Source organism: Enterobacter sp. R4-368 (assembly GCF_000410515.1).
Classification (GTDB): domain Bacteria; phylum Pseudomonadota; class Gammaproteobacteria; order Enterobacterales; family Enterobacteriaceae; genus Kosakonia.
Map to the genome: position 1 here is coordinate 3,716,749 of NC_021500.1, position 21,154 is coordinate 3,737,902.

Sequence of the window (21,154 nt, forward strand, 5' to 3'; positions counted from 1 at the left end):
GGGTGAAAGCCTGGTATTAGCTCAAATCCACGTTTTTGTGACCAAAGAACCAGGTCGCGAGAAAACCGCACACGTAAGCGACGACCACACCTGCTGCATAGACCGCCATTCCCGTGTAGATCCCCTGTCCGGAGGTCATCAACGGCAGCGCCACCAGGCCTGAAGGGCCAAACACGGTGTTGAGCCCAACCGGCAAACCGAACCAGGCAAAAGTGCCAATAAAGAAACCGCCGCAGGCCCCGCCGATACAGGCCGTGACAAACGGTTTTACGCGCGGCAGCGTGACGGCGTAAATCAATGGTTCGCCCACCCCGAGCAGGCCGGGAATGATCGCGCCACGGATCTGATTACGCAGAATCGACTCGCGCGCCGAGCGGAAATAAAGCGCCAGCGCCGCGCCCACCTGGCCGCCGCCCGCCATCGCCAGGATCGGGAACAGCGAGTTAAAGCCCTGCGCATCCATCAGCGCGAAATAGACCGGAATAAAACCCTGATGCACGCCAAACACGACGGCAATCAGGAACAGCCCGGCCAGCACCGCGCAGCCGAACGGGTTGCCGTTAAGGTGCAGGAATAGCCACGACATGCCTTTAAACAGCTCAACGCCGATCGGCATGATCACCGTGAAGGTTAACGCGCCGGTAATCAGGAGCGTGAGCAACGAGGTGAGGATCATGTCGAGGTTATCCGGCATGAATTTACGGATCTGCCGCTCGATCCAGGCACCCATGATCGCTGCGATCAGCACGCCAATAATGTTGCCGCGCGGATCAATACCCATACCGAAAAAGTTATCGATGCCGGAAAAATAGCCCACTGTCGCTTTCGGATCGTAACCGAGCACAAAGAGCGCGGCGATAATTGCGCCATTCACGCCGCTGCCGCCAAAGGCTTTCTGCGCGTTGTAGCCAATCAAAATCGGCAGGAAGGTGAACAGTCCTTTGCCGAAAACTTTCATATAACCAACGATATGGACAAGCGTGGCATTTTTTTCGGCGGCATTGATAATCAGGCTTTGCTCAATCAGGGTAGCGAAGCCGAGCAGCATCCCGGCGGCGATAAAGCCAGGGATTAACGGGGTGAAAATGGTCGAAAACTTCGCCAGAAACTGATGCACGCCGCTGGTCTGTTTCGCTTTCATCTGTTGTTTGGTATCGCTGGCGATACTTTTCAGCGACGCCGCTTCCACAGGCACGCTGGCACCGCCTGTCATCGCGCTCATCATTTCTGCCGCCGTTTGCGCTTTGCCGGGGCCAACGATGATTTGCAACTGATCCTCGCTATTGACCACGCCAAGAACGCCAGGCAGCGCTTTAAGTCCGGCGTTATCAACCAGAGCATCGTTGTTTAACGTCAGACGCAGCCGCGTCATGCAGTTGCCGCAGGTTTTAATATTCTCTTTGCCACCCACCAATTGCAGGACTGTGGCAATAAACTGCTCGCTGATTTTGGCCATTAGTTGACTCCCGCGTGAGCCAGCGCCTGGCGAATAAACCCACCGTTGTCGGCTAACAGGCGTGCTGCCTGATCAGCGCTCAGCCCGCCTAACACCATGACGATGGCGGTTTTACAGTGCCCGTCGCAGGCTTTCAGCGCCTGAGTTGCGGTTTCGCTGTCGCAATCAGTCGCTTCCATTACGATATTGATTTGCCGCTGCACCAGCTTCTGGTTGGTGGCTTCCACATCGACCATTAAGTTGCCGTACACTTTGCCGCTGCGGATCATCGCGCCGGTCGTTAGCATATTCAGCACCAGTTTCTGCGCTGTTCCGGCTTTCATTCGCGACGAGCCGGTAACGACTTCTGCGCCCACCACCGGAACGATGGCGATATCGGCGATTTGCGCCATCTCACTGCCTGCATTACAGGTCAGCGCCACGGTAGTCGCACCGAGTTTTTGTGCATACTGCATCGCCGCAATGACATATGGCGTACGGCCACTGGCGGCGATGCCGACCAGGATGTCGTTAGCGTTAAAATTAAGCGCTTTAAGATCGTCAACGCCAAGCGTCAGGCTGTCTTCGGCGTTTTCTACCGCCTGCAAAATGGCGCGATGGCCGCCTGCTATCAGACCAACCACCTGCTCGCGCGGCGTGCCATAGGTCGGCGGGCATTCGCTGGCATCAAGGATCCCAAGGCGCCCGGAGGTGCCGGCACCGCAGTAAATCAAGCGTCCACCTTTCTGAAAAGCCGCCACAATCGCGTCCACCGCCTGGGCGATCGCCGGGATCGTTTTTTCCACCGCCAACGCCACTTTTTGATCTTCACGGTTGATAACCCTCAACATCGCTTCGGTATCAAGCATGTCAATGTCAGCGCTGGCGGTATTGCGGCCTTCGGTAGTCAGTCTGGAGAGATCAATGTTCATCAACGTTTCGCTCAACTCGGTTTTGCTGTTATTTGCCTGCTGCACTGTGGCTCAGGCACCTGTTAAGGAATAATATATTACTCATAAAATGTTTAATAAGAATAATTTATTCTTATTTGCTTATTACGCCAGAAATGTGACGCCGTTCATACGGCAATAGTGCAGACAGATTTTACTTACTGGTATGTTTTCTAAGACTTAATTATTTAATGTCATTGATTGATGGGACTTTTCAACCTGTCTGCGTTAAAAGACCCTCCGGCTTTATCAATCTGTGGTCAGTCACAAATACCATTATGACGCCTGTTATCTGCAAGGATGATGCTATGCATAAAGTGAATTACGCCGCTAATTTCCCTCTCTGGCAGAGCCCGCAACTGTCGTTGCGTTGCAATTTACAGTGGCGCAGTTTTGCAAAGGTAGCGGTGCTCTTTAATGCGCAGGATAAGGCATTGCTCGGTGCGCAATGTGCAGCGTTAAGCCAGGCAGGTATAAGCGCGGAACAACTCTGGCCCGTTGCCAGAGCGTCGGGCAGCGATGGCAGACTGGCTGAATTACAGACACATTGCATGGTATTGAGCGAAGCGCAACGGCAAGGGTGGAACAATGTCCTGCTGTTCGATGCCGACTTTCAACTGGTGCAGGATGAAAGGGTGTTCGCGCAGGCGAATCGTATCTTTGCGAGCCTTAATCGACTGGACTGGCATGCGTTGCTGTTGGGGGGGCATTATCAGCATTCCTCGCCGCTGCTGACGCTACCTGGTATCGCTCGTGTACATCACGCCGTGAGCGCTGCAGCCTATGCGGTTAACGCCAGCTATTACCCTGTGTTATTAAATGCTTACCATCGTGCGATAGAGCATGCCGCCAGCCTTAATGATATTTGGCCATTACTAATGGGAAAACATTGCTGGCTGGCGGTGAATCCTGGTCTGGTAAGCTGGCGTGATAACAGCCCTAAGCCTTTCCCTACTTGTCGTCCAGCGGGTAGAGAAAGATCATTCCGTTTTGCATAGTGACCAGCGGCACGCCATCTGGCCAAAGTTGCTGCATACGCACTTGCGAATGCATCAGTAAATCAATGTTGCTGGCAAGCAACGGGGTGTCCGGAGAGGGGGCGAAATGAACAGGTGTGTAGGTAAAAAAGCGTTTCTCACCCGCCTGTTTTTTCTGCACGAAACTCCCTTTGAGCCTGAACTGAGGGTTATTCGGACTGCTGACATGGCTTACGATCGTCTCTCCAACGGTGGACAACTGGACGTCATAGAGCTCTTTTTGCTGCTGCGGCAAATCGTAAAAACCGAATTGCTGCGTTATGTTGCTGCCCGGTTTTAATGCCGGCTGCGAACGATGCCAAAAATAGCCACAGGCAGCGACAATCAGCGTCGTGAGCAACAGCATTACGCCGTACTTATGCGGTCTTGCAAGGCACCATTTCATCGAGTTTTCTCCGCGTTTCTTCAAGTATCAATTCATTAAGCGAAGCTAAATTGGCCCGCCACTGGTAGATCTGCATCGCCAGAATATTCTGCCCACAGGTGCTGTGTAAGCGCAGGGTAAAGTTCAGCGTTTGGTTATTACTTCGTGAATAGATGCTCAGGTTGATGGATTTCTTTTTTATCTGCTCATTTAAAAGGTGATAGGTGTCTTTGAGCCGGTTGTAGACCGTGGCTTGATCCTGCAGACGCTCGCCGGGTTCAACAAGCGTATACAGACGAATATTGCTATACACGTTTTTTGCCAGCTCTTCAGCTTTCATCGTCTGACCGCGATCGATTGTCAAATAACCGATAAAGGCGATAAAAAGTACTGCCACCAGCAATAGCGATACGAAGGCTCCCCGGGGATAGCGTGTTGATTGCTCAGGCGTTTCATAAACCACGTCAGAAGAGAGCGGCTGCGTATTGGCGGTGCTCACTTCTGTGAGAGATTTCTCATTATTTAATGAAATATCTTCTTGTGGGCTTTCAACCTGCTGGCAATATTCTGCATCCAGTACATAGCCCCGTTTAGGCACGGTGCGAATAATGCGTTGCTGTTTGCCGTCATCTTCCAGCGCCGCGCGCAGGGCGTGAATTGCGTTTGGCAGGCTGTTATTACCGATAACCCGCCCCTCCCAGACCTGGTTGGTCAGCTCTTCCCGTGTAAAAACCTTACCCGGGTTCTGTTGCAACAGATCCAGCAGTTTAAGCTGATACGCGCCCAGCCGCTTATGTTCTCCGGTGACTAAATGAATAATTGAGCCGGAAGGCAAATCAATTATCCAATTGTTAATGGCACAACAATGTTTTTTCATAACGAATTTCAAGTAGCTCCATCATGGAACAAGTGATTATTAAGGTTATGTACTGTAATTGAGAATTAATTAACGTGAAGGCGCGTGAGCAAATCTTCTGGCCCCAGTAATCATTCCATATGAGATATTAATAATACTACTGTGCGATAGATGAATTACACGCAAATTCATTAATTGCCGCTTTTCGGGGAATTAAGAATAGGGGATGTGATGTATCTTTTTACACCAGTTAAGGTGGGAAGCCGTGCAGTCCCGCTTATTGTGATTGTGTGATGTTAATTTATTGTTGTTTATTTAATTAATCTTTTTACCCATTGAACTAATGAGAAACGTCAGCCTAAAGAATACAAAAGCAGCATCCGTCTGTTTTTATGTAATAAATCTAGTCTGCGCCATTTAATAATGATGAGTGTAATTTCCTCTGAAACGGTAACGTTTCCCGATGAAGCGCGCTATGTCCGCGATTATTTGCCGCTGGTGCATAAAGTGGTGAAACAATTCGCCTGGCAGACCAGCAGCGTCATGGATAAAGACGATATGCGGCAAGTCGCCCTGACGGGTTTGCTCTTTTCATTGCGTCGTTATGGACAACCTGATGCGCAATTTGCCGGTTACGCCATCCAGCGCATTCGTGGGGCAATTCTTGACGAGCTACGCCAGCAGGACTGGCGTCCACGGCGGCTGCGCCAAAAGATGTACAAGCTCAACGACGCCATTCGTGAGCTGGCGCGTGAACTTGGCTATGTGCCGAATTTTAATGAATTAAGCGAACGGCTTTCTATTACACCAGAGGAGTATCAGCACTATTTATTACTCGACTCCGCCAGTGAGCTGGAGAGCCTGGATAACGATCTCCATTCCCACGCGCTGGAAAGCCGCCCGCTTGAAGCGGAAGTCGTGAATAGCCGCGCACTAAAAAGCGCGATAGCAAGCCTGACCCGGCGTGAACAGACGATTCTGGGGTTGTATTACCACCATGAATTAAGTCTGAAAGAGATTGCCTCAATGCTTGGACTGACAGAAGCCCGTATTTGTCAGCTTAATAAAGTAATAGTGCAAAAGTTACGGGCGTTTTTTGACGAATAAGTACGTTTCTTCTTCCGCTAAGGAATGAAAAATGTATTTAAGATTTTAACCCTTTATTTTTATTAGTATTAATATTGTGAAATATTTAACTGTATCATCCATCGTTGCCCCCAGGCAGAGCGTGCTCCGCGGGTTTTTGGGGCTTTTTTTTCTTATTTTGCTTTCTGTGTTCCTGACCGGTTGCGCGCAGTCTAAACCGGTTAGCCGTACACAGGGGCCAACAATGCTTGCCGAACAGCGCAAGATCACCCATGAAGAGACACTGGCGGCGACGCGTAAGTCTAAAGTTGACAAGGTTGTGCAGCACCTTAAAAAACAGTTGGGTAAACCTTATGTCTATGGCGGCGTCTCGCCAGCGCGCGGTTTCGACTGTAGTGGGCTGGTGTTCTATGCCTACAACAAAGTGCTGAGTAATAAATTACCCCGCACCACTAAAGCCATGTTCCATGACAAGCGCTTGATGCGGGTAAAAACCGCGAACTTGCGCCAGGGCGATTTGCTGTTCTTTCGCAGCAAATTACGCGGTCCGGTCGATCATGTCGGTGTCTATCTGGGGCATAACCGCTTTATCGAAGCGCCGCGCCGCGGGTTGAATATCCGTATCAGCCATTTTCTTGATGACTACTGGCAGGATCACTACCTCGGCGCGCGCCGTATCCTGACAGGCAAACGCGTGCTCTGAATTCACGCCTCCAGCGCGTTATGAATTGCCTCGCCCAACTGTTTGATCACCTCGCGATTGGCGTCGGTCAGCGGCAGGGCGCAATTCAGACGCAGGCAGTTACGGTACTTGCCAGACGCGGAAAATAACGAGCCGGGCGCAATCTGGATTTTCAGGCGGCACAGCGCGCGGGAAACACAGACCATATCGACGGTTTCCGGCAACTCGACCCACAGTAAATAACCGCCTTGCGGGCGTGTCACGCAGATACCGCAGGGAAAATACTGGCGCACCCAGCAGGTGTAAGTTTCCAGTTGCTGCTGATAGACCTGGCGCATACGCCGCACATGCCGATGGTAATGACCGTCGCGAATAAACGCCGCAACCGCCAGTTGTGTTCCCGGCACATTGGTGCCGATGGCGGCATATTTTTTATGCAGCACCCGATCCAGATAACGCCCTGGCGCAATCCAGCCGACGCGCAGTCCCGGCGCCACGGTTTTGGTGATAGAGCTGCACAGCAGCACGCGGCCATCAATATCATAGGATTTTATCGTGCTGGGACGCGGGTATTCGGCTGCCAGCTCGCCGTAAATATCGTCTTCAAAAATCACGATGTCGTGGCGCTGCGCCAGCGCCAGCACGGCCTTTTTCCGCGCGTCCGGCATGATAAAGCCGAGCGGGTTATTGCAGTTCGGCACCAGAATCACGCCCTTAATGGGCCACTGTTCCAGCGCCAGCTCCAGGGCTTCCACGCTGATGCCGGTTTCGGGATCGGTCGGAATTTCAATAGCTTTAATGTCCAAACCACGCAGCAACTGCATCGTGCCGTAATACGAGGGGGATTCAACGGCGACAATATCCCCCGGCTGGCACACCGCCAGCAAGGCGAGCGCCAGCGCCGGATGGCAACCGCTGGCGATGACAATATCGTCGGCGCTGACCGATGCGCCGCCGTCCAGCATCAGCCGGGCGATTTGTTCACGCAGTTCAAGGCGGCCCGGCAGCGTGTCGTAGCTTAACGCCTCCATCACCTGGTGCTGGGCGATACGGCTCATCTCGCGCCACAGCGGTTTAAGCGTGGGCTGGGTGATATCCGGCGCGCCGCCACCAAACGCAGCAATCGCTTTATCGGTGCGCGCGTCGAGCAGCGTCAGCACTTCATCCCACTGCGTGACTTCCACCGGCCGTTGTACCGGGCGCGACATCGCGGGCACCGGCGGTTTTGCCTTTCGCGGCGCCACAAAGTAGCCGGAACGCGGCTGAGGCGTTATCAGTTGCAGGCTTTCCAGCACCTGGTAAGCCTGCTGCACGGTGCTGATACTCACGCCGTGCTCCTGACTCAGGCTGCGCACTGACGGCAGTTTTTCGCCGTGACGATACAATCCCTGTTCAATGCGTTCTGCCAGCAGCGTGGCCAGATGTTGGTAGCGTGTCATGCTGTATCCTTAAAATTCACCATACAGATTTAATAACCAGTACAGATTAGGGTGAAATTCGCGATTCAGACCTTGTTTTAAGCGATCTGTATGTTAAAAAAAAGTAATTTCTGAATCTGTATTGTAATGGGCGAGAACGGCGAAGATAGAGCTCTTTTTAGGCGAGGAGAGCATCATGGAATTTTTTGAAAATCGACCCAACCGCCCGTTTTTAGGGTTTGTTTTACTCTGGCGCAAACTGCAACGGCTGCGTGAGCGCGTAAAAACGCGGCGGCTGCTGCGCGCATTAAGCGACGAGCAGCTAAAAGACCTGGGGTTACGCCGCAGTGAACTGTGATAAGTGCGATAACGCGCGGAGATAACATCTTGTTATTTCCGCCCAACCGGCGTTGGGCTATGCTTAGCTCCACAACCTGAAGGGGAGAAAGCGCATGCACTTTATGAACGAAGACGACGAGAAAAAAGAGAAAGAGACTGGTAACGTCTCGCAGCTGATGCAGCAAAAACTGCTGGATGCCCGCTCGATCATTATCTCTGGCGAGATCAACCAGGCGCTGACAGAAAAAGTAGTCACTCAGTTACTGCTGTTGCAGGGTATCAGCGATGCGCCGATTAAGATCTATCTCAACAGCCAGGGCGGTCATGTTGAAGCGGCAGATACCATTCATGACATGATTAAATTCATCACCCCGGAAGTGCACATCATCGGCACCGGTTGGGTGGCAAGCGCCGGGATCACCATCCTGCTGGCGGCGAAAAAAGAGCACCGTTATTCGCTGCCGAACACCCGCTTTATGATCCATCAACCGCTGGGCGGCGTTCGCGGTCAGGCAAGCGACATTGAAATCGAAGCGAAAGAGATCATCCGCACGCTGGAGCGCGTAAACCGCATGATCGCTGAAGCGACCGGCCAGCCGGTAGACAAAGTGAAGCAGGATACCGACCGTAACTACTGGATGAACACCAAAGAAGCCATTGATTACGGCATCGTTTCCCGCGTGGTGAAATCCTACGGCGAACTGGATCTGGATTAAGTTTGTTAGCGACCTTGAGGCGAGATTTTTTTCTCGCCTTTTTTCTCTTCACGCCCGCCAAAATACACTTCTCCCTGACACATAATTTCTGCACACTGTGCGCATTTCTCATTATGGAGTGATGGCATGAAAAGCAGTATCAAAGCGGCGCTGGTGATGACAGCAACGCTAAGTGCGCCCGTGCTGGCGGAGCAAAGCGGCGTCTCGTTTGACCATAAAGACTGGGAAGTGGTGTGCGATAACACTCTTACCTGCCGTGCCGCAGGTTACAGCGCGGAAGAAGAGTCCAGCGGTTCGGTGTTGATTACGCGAAAAGCCGGTCCAGACACGCCGGTGACCGTTGATGTGGTGCTGGCAGAAATGGACGCCGATGAAACCACGCAACAGGCAACGCTCAGCCTGTGGATCGATGGTAAATCACAGGGCGAGATCGCTACCGAGGATAACGATAGCTGGCGTTTATCTGATGCGCAGGCGCGCAGCATGATCGATGCCGTGAAAGGTAGCGGTAAAGTTGAATTCAAAGGCGGCGCGAAACCGTTTGTGCTCTCCGGCGACGGCGCATACGCCGTGTTGCTGAAATTTGATGACGTACAAGGGCGCGTGGGCACACCTGGCGCGCTGAGTAAAAAGGGCGATAAAGCGGAGAGTTCGGTGACGCCTGCGGTTGCTGCACCGGTGATCCAGGCGGTGGAAGTGAAAGGCGGCGAAGATCGCACGCTCACCAAAGCCGAAACCGCAGCGCTGAAACCGCGTTTGCTGGCGGCACTCACCAGCGGTAACGAGTGTGACCGCCTTGTCTCCCCGCAGGAACCGGTTATCGACGGTGATAACGACATTACCCTGACACCGCTGGATGGCAAACAGGTGCTGATCTCCACTCTTTGCTGGCGCGGGGCGTACAACGAAGGTTATGGCTACTGGGTGGTGGATAAAGCGCTGAAGGGAACGCCGCAATTTATAACTAACTCCGCGTCTGACTACAGCGATGGCGTGATCTCGTTGGGCCAGCGTGGTCGCGGCATTGGCGACTGCTGGGCTTCGGCAGAGTGGGTCTGGGACGGTGAAACCTTCCGCAAGAGCAGCGAATCCACCTCCGGCATGTGCCGCTATGTGCGTGCGGGCGGCACCTGGGACTTACCAGAATTCGTTTCGGAAGTGAAAGAGGCGAAGTAATTCGCAGCCCGATAAACGCGGCATTCAGCACTTTTGCCAGGTGCAGCGTTTTTCTTTTTCAGGCCGGAGTGCAAAGCATGTTAAACAGCCTTAACCACCTGACCCTGGCGGTTAGCGACCTTGCCCGCAGCGTCGATTTTTATCATCAACTTCTTGGTCTGAAACTCCATGCGTGCTGGGATAACGGCGCTTATCTGACCTGCGGTGAGTTGTGGCTTTGCTTATCTGTCGACGCGCAGCGTCAGTATGTACCGCCAGCACAAAGTGACTACACCCATTATGCGTTCAGCGTTGATGAGCGCGATTTCGCCCGCTTTGTCACCCGCCTTGAGCAGGCTGGCGTGGTGAGCTGGAAAGTGAACAAAAGCGAAGGAGACTCCTGGTATTTCCTCGATCCCGACGGGCACAAGCTCGAAGCACATGTCGGCAACCTTGCCCGGCGGTTGAAAGCGTGCCGTGAGAAACCGTACAAGGGGATGGTGTTTTTTGATTAATAAGTATTTTTACTCTTTTGCTTCATGCACTTACGCGGTTATCACGCCTATCATAAAATTATTAAAAAGGGTGATATATTTTTTGTTCGCTTTATTTTCTGGAAGGTATTCTCTTATTATAAAGATCTGCAGGTGGGATTAATAAACAAAAAGGAGCTTAATATGGGTGCGCAACTCTGGATGTCGCCAGTTACAGGATACAGAAGGAAAGGTACGAGATTCGATTCTCTACACGCTATTTTTGTAGACAAAATTACATTAACCCTTATATTTGAGCCGATTTTATGTTGTAAAGAAAATGATGAGGCGAGTAATGCAAGATATGCTTTAGAAAAGCGCGACTTTGATATTACTGCGGTTGTTAATGATCAAGGCATTGTTATCGGCCAGGTCAGGAAAGATGCGTTAATGGATGGTTTTGTAAAGCAATTTATGGAGAAAATTGACGAATCTTGTTTAATTAGTGAGGATGTGCCTATTGTTGATTTATTAACGTTATTAGAAAACGATCCTTACAAATATGTCACCAGTAAAGGGCATATCACAGGAATTGTTACCCGGGCTGATCTGAATAAACCCCTTCCCAGAACCTATCTTTTTGGCATCGTCTCTCTGGTAGAGATGCATATGACCTATTGGATAAGTGCCTACTTTCCTGATGATTCATGGACTGAGAAATTAAAGGAAAATCGCCTCAAGCAAGCTCGAGATGTTCACGCGCAAAGGCAGTCGTCGAATGATGCTATTTCATTACTGGAGTGCATTCAGTTATGTGATAAAAAGACTATTCTGATGAGTAATGATGATTTCTTATCAACATTTTCATTTGAAAGTAAAAAAAGATTTAAAATCTTTATGGAGGCTATTGAGCGTATTCGCAATGAAATAGCCCATAATCAAAATTCTATTATTGCCGGAATGAAGTGGGACACATTCGTTGACACGTTTCATTTAGCTAAGGATTTCCTTGAAACTTCCGATAAAATAATTGAAGCTGACTGTGAGGAAAAAGCCAGAGAACATGCTCAGGATATATTGGTTTCTGTTTCGGTGAAATGATGTTTTTTAGTAAATATTGGATTAATGTACAGCGTGGACAATTAATATTGCCACCCATTTTCTTTTGATTTGGAAATTATGAGTATGCTGCGAGGTGATTTTTAATATATTTGCGAGATGGAATTTATTAATGTATATCTAAGGATATAATTTCATTAAATAAATATTGATGCTGGTAGAAAAGATCTTCCAGACGGTAATTTATTTTTTAAAAAACAGGGTGGGACAATTCCGCTCTTTTCGCAATCTATGCTCTTTGCCACCCTCGTTTCTTGATACTTACCCTGATAACTATTATCGTACCCCGCCTGTGAAACGAGGGGATCGCGATGACTGAAGATGAGCTGTTCGCCCGCCGACCGCTGGGTATGCGCATGGCGATGGTTGTGCGTCAGTGGCGTGCCACTATCGATCACGCATTGAGCGACACGGGCATCACGCAGTCGGGCTGGACGGTACTGATGCAGCTTCACCAGTTAGGGGATAACGTCTCCGTCAGCGAACTGGCGGAAGTGCAGGGCATTGAGCTGCCGCCGCTGATGCGCACGCTGACACAGCTGGAAAAACAGGGGCTGATTGTGCGTACGACATCGCCGTACGACAAGCGCATTCGCCTGCTGGCGCTCACCGCCGGGGGGACGCATATGCTGGGTAAAATCACGCAAGTGATCGAAGCCTGCCAGTTGCGGGCTGCGGAAAATATTCCGCCAGCAGAGCTGCTCGCCTTTAGCGACACATTGAATCAAATCGCCTGTAATTTGCGTACGATGCGCGAAGAAGACAACCAAACCGAATAAGAAAATCATGACGCCAGAACAAAAGTTTGCCCGCTGGGTAAGGGTGAGTATTGCCTCTTTCCTGCTGATGTTTGTCTATTTTATCGTTGCCGATATCTGGATCCCGCTGACCCCGGATTCCACCGTGATGCGCGTGGTCACGCCGGTTTCCGCCCGCGTTTCCGGCTATGTCGCGCAAGTGTACGTACAAAATAACAGCCAGGTGAAGAAGGGCGATCTGCTGTTCGAACTGGATGCCACGCCGTTTAACAACCAGGTGGAAGCCGCGCAAATCGCGCTGGCACAAGCAAAGCTCACTAATCAACAACTGGATGCGCAAATCGTTGCCGCGCAGGCCAGCCTGAAGACGGCGCAGCTTACCGCGCAAAACGATCGGATGACCTTTGAGCGCTATCAGAACCTGAGTGCTACTCACAATGTTTCGCAGTCTGACCTTGATAAAGTGCGCACCACCTGGCAGAGCAGCGTGCAGTCGGTGAACAATCTGAATGCCTCGATTAATGCACTAAATATTGAACGCGGCGATCGCGATGACGCCCGCAACGTGACGCTGCAAAAATATCGCAATGCCCTGCAACAGGCACAACTGAATCAGGGCTGGACGCAGGTTCGCGCCGAAGCCGATGGCACTGTAAGTAACCTGCAATTAAGCCCCGGATTTTATGCCGCGACCGGAAATGCCGCACTGGCGCTGGTGCATGATGAAACCGATATCGTGGCGGATTTTCGTGAGAAGAGCCTGCGTCATACGCGCGTTGGCACCGATGCGGCGGTGGTGTTTGATGCGCTGCCGGGCCATGTATTCAAAGCGCATGTCACCAGCAGCGATGCCGGGGTACTGGCCGGACAACAGGCGGTGAACGGCGAGCTTTCAGAGCCGCAAACCTCTAACCGCTGGGTGCGTGACGCACAGCGTATGCGCATCCACGTCGCACTGGATGAATCGTTGCCGAAAGAACTCCCGACCGGTGCGCGCGCCACGGTGCAGTTGTATAACAGCGAAGGGGTGTTTGCGCGCTTCTTCTCGGGCCTGCAAATCCATCTCGTGAGCCTGTTGCACTATGTCTATTAATACGCTGGCGCGGGTTTTCACGCCCCACGGCAATATCGTTTACACGGCGAATGACTTTCGCCAGACGCTGCGCATCGTTTTTGCCGGGATGATAGCGCTCAGCGTATCGAGTTTTTATAACACCCAGTACGGCGTGTTTTACGTGGTCTACCCGGTGATGCTGTTATCGCTGGTGCCGGTATTCAACCGCCATGTGGCGAAACAGTTCATCTTCAGTGCGGTGATTAACTGCATCGAAATGGTGCTTATCATCGGCTATTTGTCGCGTTGGCCGGTGATCATGACGCTGGTGGTGTTTGCGTTGTACGTGATGCGTTTTCGCTTTATGAGCAAAGGTGCGCTGTTTCTGTTTGGCTCGGCGGGCGTGGTTTGCCAGAGTACGATGCTCAACTTTATGAGCTACCCCTCAAGCGACTGGCACACGCTGCTGTTTTCCAATGTTGAAGCCAGCATCATGGCGGTGGCGCTGAGTGCGCTGATGAACTATTTGATCCCGGATGTCGAGCCGCGCACCCGTCCGCCGATGATCGAGAAAAATGCCGCGCGAGTGCGCCACGAATCGCTGCTCTCCGGCACTGTGGCGACGATGATCTTTGTGGTTTTTCAACTGAGCGATCTCAGCGATTCGTTATCCGCGCTGATGGCCGGGATCTTGATCCTGTTCCCGATGCATTATCGCGGCGCGGTAATGAGTTCTGTGTGGCGCGTGGTCGGTGTGGTGCTCGCCTGTCTCTATATCCTGCTGGTGCAGTTGATCCTTTACAACCACAGTAGCCATATGCTGCTGATGATGCCGTTGATTGGCCTCGGGCTGGCGTTCAGCGCGCGGCTGCATGTGATGGAGAAAGTTGGCGCGGGCGTCGGTTTTGCCAGTGTAACCACCATCGGCATCATGTTTGGACAGAACCTGCACCCGGATACGGATTTAGTGTTCAGCGATCTCTATCGCATCGTTTCCGTGACGGTGGCGCTGCTGGCGACGCTAACGATGATCTATCTGGTACACCTGATCCTGAATCGCTTCGACGCCACACGGTTTGTGATTGAGGAATAGTAAGCGGGAATGCGCCCAAAAACACGGTGGTTATCGGGCCTAAGGCACTGTGCAGACTCGGTTTTACAGGTCGTCTGCAGCGCCCGCTCGTTATCCCACTCGCGTGAATTCGTCACCGTCACAGCGATAAACCGCCTCGGTGATATTCGGTATCAGCCACTGATTGACCACATCCGCTTCGCTGTGAAAACGGATGCATAATCCGCAGCCGCCTTTGAGCTGGCGCGGAATATCCTGCACGCGAAAAGCGATCCCCGCCGACTGCATCGCTTTGCGCGTTTGCAGCACGCCGGGTGTGGTGTGGAACAGCAATAGGTATTCCGCCATTAACGTTTCCTCTGCCGCTGGCCGATTAACGCCGCGCCCAGCGCGCCCGCGTACTGGGCGTCGTTATGCGTAAAAACATCGCTGGCCAGATGCCCGGCCAGCATGCGGCGGAAAGTGGCGCAGTGGCTGACGCCGCCGGTAAACAGCAATGGCCCTTGCGTGGAAAGCCGCGAGATGAAATGCGCACTGCGGCGCGCCATGGCGTTGATCACCCCGGCGAGAATCGCTTCCGGTGCGATACCTGCCGAACGCAGGCTGATCACTTCGGATTCGGCAAACACCGTACACATGCTGGTTAGCGGATGCGGCTCCACGCCGTCGGTGATGGCGTCCAGGTGCTCTACCTGCGTACCCAGCGTGCGCGAGATAACGTCCAGAAAACGCCCGGTTCCGGCGGCGCATTTGTCATTCATCAGAAAATCGGTGAGATTGCCCTGTTCATCCAGCGCGATCACTTTGCTGTCCTGCCCGCCGATGTCGATCACCGTACGTGTTTGCGCGAGCAACAAACGTGCGCCGAGGCCGTGGCAGGAGATTTCGGTAACCTGTTTATCGGCGAAATCGACCAGTTGCCGCCCGTAACCGGTCAGCGTCAGAAAGGGTTTTTCACCCAGCCCTTCGCACAGGGTTTCCCATGCCTCGACAATCGATGTCGCCGGGCGAAACGAGGTCGGGCACAGGAAGCGCCGCACAATCGTCTCGCCCTGGAGCAAAATGCCTTTGGTGGTGGTCGAGCCGGAATCAATACCCACGGTAAACGTCACGCCCGCTCCTTATAACATCTCGATAAACGCGGCGACGCGGGTGCTGAGCTGCCCGATATCCGCTGTCGAATAATCCGTTTCAATGGCCATATAGGGAATGTTGTGCTGCTGACGGACATGGCGTTTGATCGCCAGCGACTCCACCGCGTAGGTGTGGCAGGCCTGCAAAATCACATCGATAACGCCATCGGCCTGGTATTCGTCGACCATCTGGCTGAGCAGTTTCAGGCGCTCATCATTAGGGGATATACAGGAGCAGCCGATTGCCAGATATTTGTCGGTCAGCGCGTCGTAAACATCGCCGCTCTCCTCGACGCAGCGCTCGGTGGCTTTTGCGCCGGTACAGTTTTCGTACCCCACCACCCAGCCGCCGTTCTCTTCAATGGCGCGCACCACTTTTTCCGCCGCGCCGCCAATCGGGCAACCGGTGATTAAAATACGCGGGCGAGGATCCAGCCGTTTACCTGCTTGCCACTCCTCGCGGATCCGCGCCGCTGTGGTGTTCAGTTCATCGATCAGCGCCGATTTATCAAAGCGGAAGGTCGCGCCATACACCACTTTCAGAATATCCGCGCCGCTGATCGCTGGTGGATTGAGCTGCCCGACGCGGTAGAAATTCGCCAGCGCCTGGCGCTCGCGGTTTTTCAGCGCGATGGCCTCGCGCAGCGCTGCTTCGCTAATCGGCTGACCAAAACGTTGCTCAATCGCCTGCTGTAAGCGCAGGATCTCGGCTTTCCACAACGCGCGGGAAGCGGCGTCTGCTGCGCTGTTCGGCAACTGCATGACATGGACGGCTTTGAATTCCGTCATGTATTCATACATTTTCTTTTTGCCGTCGCAGGTGGTTTCACCCACCACCAGATCGGAAAAGTAGAAGTAGGGGCATTTGTCGGTTTTGCCAAAGCCGTAGCTGCTTTTGATCAGCGGACAGAGGTTGCGCGGCAGGTCTTTTTCCGCTTCTTCAATGGTTTCATCATTGGTGGAACAGAGGGAAACCACTACCGCGCCGGCGGCCATGGCAATCTCTTGTGGCATAAAGGTGCAGTAGGTACCAACCAGCGGGATCCCTTGCTCTTTGAGATCCATCACGGTGAGAAAACCTTTCTGGCGGGCTTCAGAAAACTGTTCAAAAAGATCTGGCAGGGCGGTGATAAGCGACATGATTTTCCTTCCCCGTGACACGGGAGAGTTTGAAAAGAGGCCGCATTATAGTCATGCAAAAAGTGTGGAAATATTGATCTCCGGCGGATGAAAAGGGGAAAAAACTATTTTCAGCAAAGTCAGATTATTTTTTTGAGATCCATCTCTTCCTGAATACGCTCGCTGTAGAGCGCGTGTGTGCGAATCGCTTCGTCGATGCCTGCGTTATAAAAAGCCGGGCCAATCTGTTCGGCAATGAAGTCGATAAAGAACTCGGCGTCAAACTGCTCCAGTTCCAGCTCAAAATTCTGCTCACAGTAGGTCTGCAATTTTTTGCGTAACTGCTCGCGTTCGCTGGTGGTGAGGGTAATGTCGGCCATCGTTTCTCCTGGAAAATTAGAAAGCGCTAACGTGCAGCAGCGCGGGCAACTGCGACAGTAAATAGAGAATAAGGCCGATCGTTCCGCCGACGAGCGTGCCGTTGATGCGGATAAATTGCAGATCTTTGCCGATATTCAGCTCGATTTGCTGCGACATATCCCGCGCGTCCCAGCTTTTCACCGTGTCGCTGATATGGCGGGTGAGAAACGCGGCGAACTCCGGCGCCACGCGGTGCGCGGCTTGTTCCAGATGTTCATTTAACGAGGCGCGCAGCGCGCCATCCGCCAGCAGCGTTTCGCCGAACCACAGGCCCGCGTCGGTGATGCGTTTTTGCATACGCGAATCGTCAGATTGCATATCCGCTTTCATCCAGTTGCGCAGATCCGCCCACATTTCGCCGACATAGCGGTTAAACGTCTCATCGTTTTTCAAATACTCTTTGATGTTTTCTGCGCGCTCGGCCATTTCCGGATCGCTTTTCAGATTGGCGATCAGCTTCATCGTCGCGCGATCGAAAGCCTGGCGGATCTGATGCGTGCTGTCGGCATTGACATCATCGAGCAGCGAATTGACCGCCTCGGAAACCCAGTCGGCACTCTGCTCGCCCAGCCATTCAGTAGGCAGGATCTTTGCTTTCATCGGGTGATCGGTTTTCAGCCAGCGCACAATCTGGCGGGCAATAAAATCGCGGCTACTTTGCCGTTGCAGCAGGGCGATCAATTGCGCAATGACGGTATCCAGTAATTTCTGGTGACGATTATTGCGGGTCAGGCTTTCCAGTAGCAGCGCGCTGGTTTCGGTGAGATCCACTTTGTCGATGGCTTTGTGCACCGCGCGGCGTAACAGACGCTGGATGCGGCTGTCGTCGGCCATCTCCAGAAAGCCGCTCATCACCTGCAACAGATGCACGCCCACTCGCTGGGCGTTTTCGGGCTGGCTGAACCAGACGCCAATCATCTGCGCAGGCTGGTGGCGATGAATTAACGCCACCAGCGATTGCGTGTCCAGAAATTTTTCCTGCACGAACTGGCCGAGGTTGTCGCCGATCCGCTCTTTATTACGCGGGATAATCGCCGTATGGCGGGCAATAAACGGGAACGGCACGCGGTGAAACAGCGCGACCACCGCGAACCAGTCCGCCAGCGCGCCGACCATCGCCGCTTCGGCAATGGCTTTCACCCCGCTTACCCAGAAGTTGGGCGGCAGGAACAGTGTGGTGATAAACGTCGCGGCCGCAACCAGCAACAACGACAGCGCCAGACGCTTGGCGCGCTTAAGTTCTGCGAATTTATTCATGGTTTAAGCATATAACCCAACGCCGGGTTCTTGCAAAAGGTTAAATCCTAAGCAGATTACGCAGCATGCTCCACAAAATCGACGTCCCGAACACCATTAACACCGCGCCTGCGACGCGCTCTATCCACCACACACTTTGCCTCAGCCGCTTTTGCACGGCGGGCTGGCCAATCAACGATACCACGGCCAGATCCCACACTAATACGACCATCACCATCCACAGGCCGCTCACCGACTGCTGGAGCAGCGTGACGTCCGGGCCGAGCAGGGCGGTCATCAGCGCAAGGTAAAACAGCGCGTTTTTGGGATTGAGCAGCGCGGAGCCAAGCCCGAGTAAAAACTGTTTCCGCAGGCTCGGGCACGGCTGACGGGTTTCATTGACGCTAAGCGTCTGCGCGCGGCTGTGCAGCAGGTGCCAGCCAATCCACAACAAATAGATCGCGCCCAGCAGTTCAATGGCGCTAAAGAGCCCCGTGAACTGGCGCAGCGCGCTCGCCCCGATAATCACTATCAGGATATAAAACGCATTACCTGCGGCGATGCCCGCGCACAGCCCGGCGCTGCCGCGCAGGCGATAGCGGATCGCAAACCCCATTAACAGAAAGAAATCCGGGCCGGGGCTGAGCAGGGCGACAAAGTGCGCCAGCGCCAGTGCCGGAAACGCGGTGGGAAACAACGCCATAGTGACCTCCACAAAAAAAGTGAAGTTCACCTTAGCGGCGCGTCGGCGCTATTTATTGTCGGATATTGATCGGCCAAACGCGTACTGGCGCGGTGTGGCAGCGGTGTAGTTCACAAAGGTCCGGTGGAAATGGCTCTGATCGGCAAACCCGCTCTGGTAGCCGACATCCGCCAGCGTATCGCCCGCGCGCAGGCGGCTTTTGGCAAACTCAACGCGCGCGATATTCAAAAAGCTGCCCGGCGTCAGGCCGGTGTCCTGCCTGAAGGTGCGGATGAGCGTCTCTTTGCGCAGGGAAAAAGCACTGGCCAGCGCATCAAGCGTGGGTGGTTGCTGCAAATCGTGGGTTAACGCCGCCAGCACCTGCTGGCTTACGGGTCGCAGCGGCGCACAGTGATGCGAACCGCGAGGTAAGGCGCTGAGCAGGGCATCGAGTGCGGCGGGTAATGGCAGCGAGTCGTCACGCTCAATCAACGCCACGATACGCATGTACAACTGGAATAACACAGGGTCGCGAATGACCTGCTGCTGGCTGTTTTCATGCGGCAGGTAGAGCATATGGTAGCTGCGTGGTTGCCCGGCGAAGGGGTTACAACCGTGAGGCGCGTGCGGTGGAATGACCATCAGATCGCCCGGCTGGAGCAGGTATTCCTGCCCGTTGCAGAGGCAGCGGGTTTGCCCCTCAACAATTGCTCCGATTGAAAGCTCAGCATGGCGATGGCGCTTATAGGCTTGCCGGCTACGCCAGGTGCTGCGCAGCTCAACGCCGGGTAATGCCTGCGGGCGGCAAAATGATTGCTGTATATCGCGCGTCATCGACATGTTTTGCCTCGTCTGGTCGGCTTTCTGGTATACCACACCCCTTTATTTATCGCGAAAGGCATTATGCAATAGCCGCCACATATGGTGGGCGGCTGGCGTAAAACGCCGATCGGAGCTGCGCAGCAGGTGGCACTGAGCGCTACTGGCGACAGGATGATCGAGCGGTACAGCGACCAGCGCACCAAGGCGAATGGGATCGGCGGCGGCATAAGCGGTCATAAACGAGATGCCCAATCCCGCCTGGCTTAGCCCCATCGCGGTGGAGAACTGGTTGCAGCGATACGCTGGATGAAATTGCAAACCCTGGCTTTTGAACATGGCATTCATATGGCGTTGCAGGCCGAAATTTTCCGTCAGGGCTATTAATGGATAGTCGACCAGCTCTTCAATGGTGATGCTTTGCCGCTGCGCGATAGGGTGCTGTGGCGAGACCACGGCGCAAATCGGCCCCCACTGAAAGCTGTGGCGCTTGAGTTCCGGCGAACCGATTGGGCCAAAGGCCAGCGCCATATCCGCTTCGCCGCTGACGATGTCATTGAGCATCTCCTGCATGCTGCCCACCACAATATCGACAAAAACCTGCGGGTACGACTTGGCAAACTCACGCATTACCCCTTCGATAAAGGCGGTGATCAGCCCACCGCCAATGCGCACCGAGATGGTGCCGCCGCGCATATGGCGCAGATCTTTTAACTGGCTTTCCAGCTTTTCGCGTCGCTGGCGGCTGGCAAAATAGTCTTCCGCCAGCAGGCGTCCCGCTTCGGTTAATACCACGTTACGCCCGCGCCGCTCCAGCAACGGAAGTTGTAGCGCACGCTCCAGTTGCGCGATCTGGCGGCTGACCACGGACGGGTTAACACCCAGGATATCCGCTGCGCGACGGATCCCACCCTGGTTACCCACTTCATATAAATAACCCACCTGCTTGTCCTGGAACATTCGCCACATTCCTTTTCAACTGTTGACCTGAAAGCAACAATAACATCAATAAGCGGATATTTATCATCCAGATTGAATAGTGATAATCAAATTAACCGCCCTGTTTTGTGAGTGAAAGAAAGTGAAAAACTGAATCTGCATTTTTGCACCAAAAGGGTGCCCGATAACGGTGAGAAATTATTTTATTAGGATGTTCTTAATGCTTAATTAAATAATTTTTTAGTTACTTTGCTTTTAATTCTCGGTATTTCACGGGAAGGTTTTTTGTTGC

24 protein-coding genes are annotated in these 21,154 nt (G+C 53.1%); 11 read left to right on the top strand and 13 right to left on the bottom strand.

Annotated elements, in window-relative coordinates; genetic code table 11:
* Positions 1 to 16: 16 nt before the first annotated feature.
* Positions 17 to 1,456: a PTS N-acetylmuramic acid transporter subunit IIBC gene (gene murP / locus H650_RS17355; RefSeq protein WP_020456407.1), complete on the bottom strand. Its 1,440-nt coding sequence runs from the start codon at positions 1,454 to 1,456 to the stop codon at positions 17 to 19.
* Positions 1,456 to 2,367, bottom strand: coding sequence for an N-acetylmuramic acid 6-phosphate etherase (gene murQ / locus H650_RS17360; protein WP_044489785.1), 912 nt, complete (start codon positions 2,365 to 2,367; stop codon positions 1,456 to 1,458). The genes murP and murQ overlap by 1 nt, the downstream gene beginning before the upstream one ends.
* Before the next feature lie 326 nt (positions 2,368 to 2,693).
* Here murQ and H650_RS17365 point away from each other — a divergent pair, with 326 nt between their 5' ends.
* The gene (locus tag H650_RS17365; RefSeq protein ID WP_044489556.1) at positions 2,694 to 3,383 is read left to right on the top strand and encodes a hypothetical protein; all 690 of its coding nucleotides are present in this window, start codon (positions 2,694 to 2,696) and stop codon (positions 3,381 to 3,383) included.
* Here H650_RS17365 and H650_RS17370 read toward each other — a convergent pair.
* The gene (locus tag H650_RS17370; protein WP_233500393.1) at positions 3,337 to 3,807 is read right to left on the bottom strand and encodes a hypothetical protein; all 471 of its coding nucleotides are present in this window, start codon (positions 3,805 to 3,807) and stop codon (positions 3,337 to 3,339) included. The genes H650_RS17365 and H650_RS17370 overlap by 47 nt on opposite strands.
* Positions 3,779 to 4,663, bottom strand: a complete 885-nt coding sequence (locus H650_RS17375) for a winged helix-turn-helix domain-containing protein (protein WP_020456411.1) — start codon at positions 4,661 to 4,663, stop codon at positions 3,779 to 3,781. Before H650_RS17375 ends, H650_RS17370 begins: the two co-directional genes overlap by 29 nt.
* A gap of 402 nt (positions 4,664 to 5,065) precedes the next feature.
* Here H650_RS17375 and H650_RS17380 point away from each other — a divergent pair, with 402 nt between their 5' ends.
* Both H650_RS17380 and H650_RS17385 read left to right on the top strand, forming a co-directional pair.
* Complete coding sequence (locus tag H650_RS17380) at positions 5,066 to 5,749, top strand: FliA/WhiG family RNA polymerase sigma factor (protein WP_020456412.1); 684 nt, start codon at positions 5,066 to 5,068, stop codon at positions 5,747 to 5,749.
* 223 nt (positions 5,750 to 5,972) lie between these two features.
* Positions 5,973 to 6,431 (top strand): C40 family peptidase, encoded by a 459-nt coding sequence (locus H650_RS17385; protein ID WP_020456413.1) that lies wholly within the window; start codon positions 5,973 to 5,975, stop codon positions 6,429 to 6,431.
* A gap of 2 nt (positions 6,432 to 6,433) precedes the next feature.
* Here H650_RS17385 and H650_RS17390 read toward each other — a convergent pair whose 3' ends face one another.
* A complete protein-coding gene (locus H650_RS17390; RefSeq protein WP_020456414.1) occupies positions 6,434 to 7,849 on the bottom strand; it encodes an aminotransferase-like domain-containing protein in 1,416 nt (471 codons plus the stop codon).
* Positions 7,850 to 8,024: 175 nt separating this feature from the next.
* On the opposite strand from H650_RS17390, the gene H650_RS24810 reads away from it, so the two are divergent.
* From H650_RS24810 to H650_RS17425, 8 genes are all read left to right on the top strand, one after another.
* Positions 8,025 to 8,186: a DUF1127 domain-containing protein gene (locus H650_RS24810; protein ID WP_020456415.1), complete on the top strand. Its 162-nt coding sequence runs from the start codon at positions 8,025 to 8,027 to the stop codon at positions 8,184 to 8,186.
* 103 nt (positions 8,187 to 8,289) lie between these two features.
* Positions 8,290 to 8,883 carry an ATP-dependent Clp protease proteolytic subunit gene (locus tag H650_RS17395; RefSeq protein ID WP_373964282.1) on the top strand — a complete coding sequence of 198 codons (594 nt, stop codon included), beginning with the start codon at positions 8,290 to 8,292 and terminating at the stop codon, positions 8,881 to 8,883.
* A gap of 126 nt (positions 8,884 to 9,009) precedes the next feature.
* Positions 9,010 to 10,059, top strand: a complete 1,050-nt coding sequence (locus H650_RS17400; RefSeq protein WP_020456417.1) for a DUF1176 domain-containing protein — start codon at positions 9,010 to 9,012, stop codon at positions 10,057 to 10,059.
* A 77-nt stretch (positions 10,060 to 10,136) separates the two neighbouring features.
* Positions 10,137 to 10,553: a FosA family fosfomycin resistance glutathione transferase gene (locus H650_RS17405; RefSeq protein ID WP_020456418.1), complete on the top strand. Its 417-nt coding sequence runs from the start codon at positions 10,137 to 10,139 to the stop codon at positions 10,551 to 10,553.
* A gap of 162 nt (positions 10,554 to 10,715) precedes the next feature.
* Positions 10,716 to 11,612, top strand: a complete 897-nt coding sequence (locus H650_RS17410; protein WP_020456419.1) for a CBS domain-containing protein — start codon at positions 10,716 to 10,718, stop codon at positions 11,610 to 11,612.
* A gap of 329 nt (positions 11,613 to 11,941) precedes the next feature.
* Complete coding sequence (locus H650_RS17415) at positions 11,942 to 12,409, top strand: MarR family transcriptional regulator (RefSeq protein WP_020456420.1); 468 nt, start codon at positions 11,942 to 11,944, stop codon at positions 12,407 to 12,409.
* Positions 12,410 to 12,413: 4 nt separating this feature from the next.
* Complete coding sequence (locus H650_RS17420; protein WP_110093645.1) at positions 12,414 to 13,481, top strand: HlyD family secretion protein; 1,068 nt, start codon at positions 12,414 to 12,416, stop codon at positions 13,479 to 13,481.
* Positions 13,471 to 14,535, top strand: a complete 1,065-nt coding sequence (locus tag H650_RS17425) for a DUF2955 domain-containing protein (RefSeq protein ID WP_020456422.1) — start codon at positions 13,471 to 13,473, stop codon at positions 14,533 to 14,535. Before H650_RS17420 ends, H650_RS17425 begins: the two co-directional genes overlap by 11 nt.
* Before the next feature lie 90 nt (positions 14,536 to 14,625).
* Here H650_RS17425 and H650_RS17430 read toward each other — a convergent pair whose 3' ends face one another.
* The 8 genes from H650_RS17430 to H650_RS17465 all read right to left on the bottom strand — a co-directional run bounded on the left by H650_RS17430 (position 14,626) and on the right by H650_RS17465 (position 20,883).
* Complete coding sequence (locus H650_RS17430; RefSeq protein ID WP_020456423.1) at positions 14,626 to 14,862, bottom strand: putative Se/S carrier protein; 237 nt, start codon at positions 14,860 to 14,862, stop codon at positions 14,626 to 14,628.
* The gene (gene yjiL, locus H650_RS17435; RefSeq protein WP_020456424.1) at positions 14,862 to 15,626 is read right to left on the bottom strand and encodes a putative 2-hydroxyacyl-CoA dehydratase activator YjiL; all 765 of its coding nucleotides are present in this window, start codon (positions 15,624 to 15,626) and stop codon (positions 14,862 to 14,864) included. The genes H650_RS17430 and yjiL overlap by 1 nt, the downstream gene beginning before the upstream one ends.
* A 9-nt stretch (positions 15,627 to 15,635) precedes the next feature.
* Complete coding sequence (locus tag H650_RS17440) at positions 15,636 to 16,787, bottom strand: double-cubane-cluster-containing anaerobic reductase (RefSeq protein WP_020456425.1); 1,152 nt, start codon at positions 16,785 to 16,787, stop codon at positions 15,636 to 15,638.
* A 119-nt stretch (positions 16,788 to 16,906) separates the two neighbouring features.
* Complete coding sequence (locus H650_RS17445) at positions 16,907 to 17,146, bottom strand: DUF2164 domain-containing protein (RefSeq protein ID WP_020456426.1); 240 nt, start codon at positions 17,144 to 17,146, stop codon at positions 16,907 to 16,909.
* 16 nt (positions 17,147 to 17,162) lie between these two features.
* Entirely contained in the window at positions 17,163 to 18,443 is a 1,281-nt protein-coding gene (locus H650_RS17450) for a DUF445 domain-containing protein (RefSeq protein WP_020456427.1), read from the bottom strand.
* A gap of 40 nt (positions 18,444 to 18,483) precedes the next feature.
* On the bottom strand, positions 18,484 to 19,125 hold the full coding sequence (locus H650_RS17455; protein ID WP_020456428.1) for a LysE family translocator: 642 nt from the start codon (positions 19,123 to 19,125) through the stop codon (positions 18,484 to 18,486).
* Between the two features lie 48 nt (positions 19,126 to 19,173).
* Positions 19,174 to 19,944 carry a helix-turn-helix transcriptional regulator gene (locus tag H650_RS17460; RefSeq protein ID WP_020456429.1) on the bottom strand — a complete coding sequence of 257 codons (771 nt, stop codon included), beginning with the start codon at positions 19,942 to 19,944 and terminating at the stop codon, positions 19,174 to 19,176.
* A gap of 42 nt (positions 19,945 to 19,986) precedes the next feature.
* Positions 19,987 to 20,883 (bottom strand): LysR family transcriptional regulator, encoded by an 897-nt coding sequence (locus H650_RS17465; RefSeq protein ID WP_020456430.1) that lies wholly within the window; start codon positions 20,881 to 20,883, stop codon positions 19,987 to 19,989.
* Positions 20,884 to 21,154: the final 271 nt, after the last annotated feature.